The following is a 4815-nucleotide window of genomic DNA, read 5'->3' as shown; positions in this document are numbered from 1 at the left end:
CTGTAAGCGGCCGGCGAGTCAGGACGCCGTTCGGACCGCCAGACATTGAAGGTCGGACTTATCCTCGGGTGCAGGCCCGCTGCCTTGCGCCACGCGATGAACCGCCGGATGGTGTCGCCGAGCGTTGCCGGGTCGCCCCGATGCTCCATGATCGCCACCCGCGTCGGGGGCACATCGCGTATCGTCACGTCGTCAGTGGTAAATCTCTTCATGAGCTTGCTCCTCGCGTTGTCGAGAGGCCCGAAGGCCACAAGCCACGGCTCCCAGTCGGGAGAGTTGCGGAACGACGACGGCGATTGCCCGAACCGTTGCCGAAAGGCGCGGGCGAAGGCATCCGGGGCATCGTAACCGGCGTCCATCGCGATGTCCGTGACGCTTTGGGCGTCCGCGTAGGCCAGCCGGTAGGACGCGCGTTTCATACGGGCCAACTGGACATAGCGATGCACTGACAACCCGAAGGTCGCCGTGAACTGCCGGTGGAAATGAAACTTCGAGAAGGCCGCAACAGCGCTTAAGCTTTCCAGGTCCAGATCGCTGTCGAGATTCCGGTCGATATGCTCCAGCACCCGCCGCATCCGGTCCTGATAGTTTTGCAGCGCCCCCTTCATCGTCCCTCCTCCGTGGCGGCTCCAGTTAGTCGCTGACGGCCATGATTTGCTCGACCGATCTTGCGGTTTGGCAGATCGCAGGTCGCGCTCCAGCACCCGCCGCACCCGGTCCGGATAGTTCTGATGCGCCGCCTTCACCGTCCCCGTGGCGGCTCCAGTCAGTCGCTGATGCCAGGCGGCGTATTCCGCTTGTAGTCTTCCAGTTGGGCCTGGATCGCGCGTTGGAACGCTGGTCGGCTTACGCATCTGTCAACGTACGATCTTGTTGCCGAATAGTCGTTCAAAATGCCGCTGTCGGTGAGCTCCCTGAGGACAGTGCTCATCACGATGTCACCGGCCGTGAACCGCCCCTCGAGGAATTCCCTGTTCTCGAGCCAGACATTCAGGCCCGTCAGTTTCCGCCGCAGACCGCTTTCCGCGACCGGACGATAGTCTTTCACCCAGGGTTCACCTGCATGGAAAGTTTCCAGTCCAACAAAGTTCTTCGCGTGGGGTTCGACGGAATTCAATGCGGCGATGACCCAGGCGGTCACGCGTGCGAAACCCGCGGCTGTCGTGGGCGCCAGCGCCTCCGACTGCCTGGCAAGGTGCAATACAATCGCTCCGGACTCGAACAGCTCAACTTGATCATCGCGATAGGCTGGCACCTGCCCGAATGGTTGCCAAGCGCGGTATTCGCTCCCGTCCAGAATTTCGCGATCGACCAGGATGACGTCATACGGCAAGCCAGCCTCTTCGAGCGCCCAACGGACCCGATGATCCAGGGCATATCCTTGGGCAAACGGTGGAACCCACCGAAACGCCGAAACCTGCGGAGTCATTGAAGCACCTCTCTCATATCGTGAGGCATCCTATGGACAGCCGCCAACWCTCTCGGTGGGGTTCGCTGCCAAGCGTCTCGAACGGGTCCGAACATTTTTCGCCTAGTCGAGCACTGAACCGCAAGTGAGGTTCGCGATGGCGCCGGTCATTGCGCCGGCGCGGTCCGATGCAACAAAGGCAGCGAATTCCGCCACCTCCGCCAGTTTCGGCGGACGCTGAAGGAGAGCGCCCTTGCGCACCCAATCGTCGAGCATCGTCTCCACCGTCACGCCTGCGCGGTTGGCGAAGCCCTCAAATACCGCCTGCGCGTGCGATGCCGGCAATGCTTCCGGAATTGCGTCCGGGCGAAGACACACRACACGGACTCCACTTGATCCCAATTCGGCGGCGAGAAGCCGTGAAAAGGTCTCTATCGCTCCACACGTCACACCAAATCCCAGGACGCCCGGACCGGTTGCGCGTGCCCCCGGGGTTGAAAGGGTGAGAATGACGCCTGAACCCTGCTGGATCATCTGGAGCCCTACAGCCTTGGCCGTAATGAAGTTCGATTTCATGTAGGCTGTCACGGGGAACAAGAAATCTTCGAGCGAGAGCTCGGCAAGAGGCGCGCCCTGGACATGAAACATCCCGGTGGCATTCAAGGTTATATCGACGCGCCCGGCAGCGGCCAGGACATGCTCCAAGTGCCGGTCTACCGAGGACGCATCCAGTGCATCGACTTCAGCGATGTCGACAACGCCTCCTTTCCGCTCAATGTCCGCAGCGACGTCTTGAAGCTTGGAGAGCGTCTTTCCAGCGATGAAGACCCTTGCTCCTTCGCGAGCGAATGTCCGCGCGGCCGCGCCGCCAATCGCTCCACCGCCGCCGTATACAACGGCAGTCTTGCCCTCCAACAGCATCGGCGCCTCGCCTCAAACTGATTGCATTTTGAAACTACTTGCATAATGGGATCAGTTTTGTCAATTAGCTTCCAATGAGGACTTTGCGAATGGTTGAGCCACATCGGTCCGGCTGCCCGATCAATCTCACTCTGGAAATGCTCGGCGACAGGTGGAGCCTTATCGTCATCCGCGACATTTTGGTCGGCAATCGCCGGCATTTCCGTGAGTTGCTGACGCAATCCGAAGAAGGGATCGCGTCCAACATTCTGGCGGATCGGTTGCATCGCCTCGTCGATGCCGGGCTGCTCTCAAGATCCGACGATCCAACGCATCGCCAGAAAGCGGTCTACAGCCTGACGGAGCCGGCAATTCAGCTTGTCCCCCTGCTCGCCATGATGGGAGCCTGGGGACGCCGGCATACGCCAGCCACACGCGTTCTTTCGGTTCGCGCGCAACTCCTGGAGGAAGGAGGGCCGGATCTTTGGTCGGACTTCATGGATGAACTGCGGAGTCTCCACCTCRGACGTCCGATGAAGGGGCCGTCTGTCATCGCGAAGCTTCAGGCTGCGTTTGCGAAGGCGGTCACTGGACAGAAAGATGTCACCCCAACACCCGAAAAATTGCCCCGCCGGGTCAAGACGAAGAGATGAGCTGGTCAAAAACAACGCCTGACATTGCGTTCGGATCAATTTGTGGAGGCCGGTGCCAATGACTCTCACAGGCAGATGTTCTTGCGGATCTGTTCGATATTCGATCTCTGAGCTGCCGATCCGCGGCTTCCAATGCCAGTGCCGCGACTGCCAGCGCGATACGGGGACCGGTCATAGCTCCGTCTTCGTATTCCCGCGCAACGCTCTCTCCGTCACCGGCGAAGTGCGCGAAATCGCCCGCACGGCAGACGGCGGCGCGGTCAAGCGCAAAGGATTTTGTCCGAACTGCGGTTCGCCGATCTACAACAAACCGGACGAGAAACCCGAATTCATCGGCATCTATGTCGGCACGCTGGACGATGCCAGCACGTTCAAACCGGCGGTCGCCCTGTTCTGCTCGCGCGGCTATGCATGGGATCATCTCGATCCAGAGATTCCCAAGCTGCCGGAATGGCATCCGGGATCGCGTTGACGATAGCCAGATAGAGCGAAAGCTAGCGACGCATGGCGGCCAGCGTGCACATCACCGCCGAAGCGGCACCAACGCCTCCGACGATGACCCACATGCGCGGACCAAACATGGGCGCCGAACCCAAATGGGGATGCGGGATCACGAATTCATCGAGCCAATAGATGGTCGCCATGCTGATCCCGGCTCCGATGAGAAGGTTGGCGACGACGATCCATGACTTCGAGAAGGCGCGGTTCGACATCCATCGCGTCGCCGCGCCGACGGCAAAGGCGGCGGGCGCTCCGACGACATAGGCCCCGATCAAAAGGACAGGGATGAGCGTCAGGACACCAAGCGCGGTCGAGACCAGCGAGCCATTCGGCAGAACGGCGTCGCTTGACCTCATGACCATCTGCCAGAAGATTCCCGCGAGCGAGACGGCAAACATCATCGCGAATCCGACCGCCGGCCCCATCAACCCAAACCACACGGCGGACCGTTTCAAGAGATTGCCTTCCAGCCAGTCAATGCGGCGTCAGCTCTGTGCCGCCATGGGCGAATTCACGACTATGCCTCCCGGTCCCGCTCACCCGCCCGCCGTCAGCGCCTTCGCCAGCGCCATGTAGGCGGGCAGCGTCACCGGATCGTTGGCGGCGTTGCCCGCGACAGGGTGCGAGGCGTAGCGCGCGATCACCATCTCGGCCTCGGGATCGACGTAGATGCCCTGGCCATGGACGCCGCGCGCCATGTAGGCGCCGTGGGCGTTGTGCGTGACCCACCATTGATTGCGATAGGAGGCACCCGGCAACGTGGTGTAGCCGGCCGGCTTGAACTTTTCGGGATCACCGCCGCGCGCGATGTCCTCGACCACCGACGACGGCACAATCTGGCGGCCGTTGAAGCGGCCGTGATTGCGCATGGTCTCGCCGAAACGGGCGAGATCGCGCAGCGTGGTGGACAGGCCGCCGCCGCCGCTCTCGGTGCCGATGCGGTCGACGTGATAATGTGCGTCTTCCTCCGCGCCCATGGGCGTCCAGATCCGTTCCGAGAGAAGATCGGACAGCGTCATGCCGCTGGCGCGCCTGATGATCCAGGCGAGCACGTCGGTGTTGACGGTCTTGTAGGCAAAGGCCTTGCCGTGCTCGCCCTGCTTCTTCTGCGCGACGAGGAAATCGAAAATGGTGGTCGGGCCGTCATAGTCAGGCGGAATCGGCGCCATGCCGTTGGCGCGCCGCAGGCCCCACACATGCGAGTTCTTGTCTGTGTAGACTTCGGTGTATTCGAGGCCCGTGGTCATATCCATGACCTCGTGCACGCGCGCGTCCCCGAACGCGCTCGCCTTCAGCTCCGGCACATAGTCGGTCACTGGCGCCTGCGGATCGATCCTGCCCTCGGTCACCAGA

The 4815-nt window shown here is 61.6% G+C and carries 7 protein-coding genes; 2 read left to right on the top strand and 5 right to left on the bottom strand.

Going from position 1 to position 4815, the window contains the following annotated elements; genetic code table 11:
- The 3 genes from AC1D00_RS26975 to AC1D00_RS26965 form a co-directional block, all read right to left on the bottom strand.
- On the bottom strand, positions 1-608 hold a 608-nt coding region (locus AC1D00_RS26975; RefSeq protein WP_477012747.1), incomplete at its 3' end, for an AraC family transcriptional regulator.
- Between the two features lie 158 nt (positions 609-766).
- The gene (locus AC1D00_RS26970) at positions 767-1429 is read right to left on the bottom strand and encodes a glutathione S-transferase family protein (protein ID WP_135173388.1); all 663 of its coding nucleotides are present in this window, start codon (positions 1427-1429) and stop codon (positions 767-769) included.
- A 102-nt stretch (positions 1430-1531) separates the two neighbouring features.
- On the bottom strand, positions 1532-2329 hold the full coding sequence (locus AC1D00_RS26965) for an SDR family NAD(P)-dependent oxidoreductase (protein WP_477012746.1): 798 nt from the start codon (positions 2327-2329) through the stop codon (positions 1532-1534).
- An 89-nt stretch (positions 2330-2418) separates the two neighbouring features.
- Here AC1D00_RS26965 and AC1D00_RS26960 point away from each other — a divergent pair, with 89 nt between their 5' ends.
- Positions 2419-2961 (top strand): winged helix-turn-helix transcriptional regulator, encoded by a 543-nt coding sequence (locus AC1D00_RS26960; protein WP_477012745.1) that lies wholly within the window; start codon positions 2419-2421, stop codon positions 2959-2961.
- Positions 2962-3019: 58 nt separating this feature from the next.
- The gene (locus AC1D00_RS26955; RefSeq protein WP_477012748.1) at positions 3020-3433 is read left to right on the top strand and encodes a GFA family protein; all 414 of its coding nucleotides are present in this window, start codon (positions 3020-3022) and stop codon (positions 3431-3433) included.
- Positions 3434-3455: 22 nt separating this feature from the next.
- Here AC1D00_RS26955 and AC1D00_RS26950 read toward each other — a convergent pair whose 3' ends face one another.
- Both AC1D00_RS26950 and AC1D00_RS26945 read right to left on the bottom strand, forming a co-directional pair.
- Positions 3456-3863, bottom strand: a complete 408-nt coding sequence (locus AC1D00_RS26950; protein ID WP_477012744.1) for a hypothetical protein — start codon at positions 3861-3863, stop codon at positions 3456-3458.
- A gap of 135 nt (positions 3864-3998) precedes the next feature.
- Positions 3999-4815, bottom strand: an 817-nt coding sequence (locus tag AC1D00_RS26945; protein ID WP_477012743.1) for a serine hydrolase domain-containing protein, incomplete at its 5' end; no start/stop codon positions are given.

The organism is Bradyrhizobium sp. P2_E8 (genome assembly GCF_056403875.1).
This window is presented reverse-complemented; position numbering and strand designations above follow the sequence as displayed.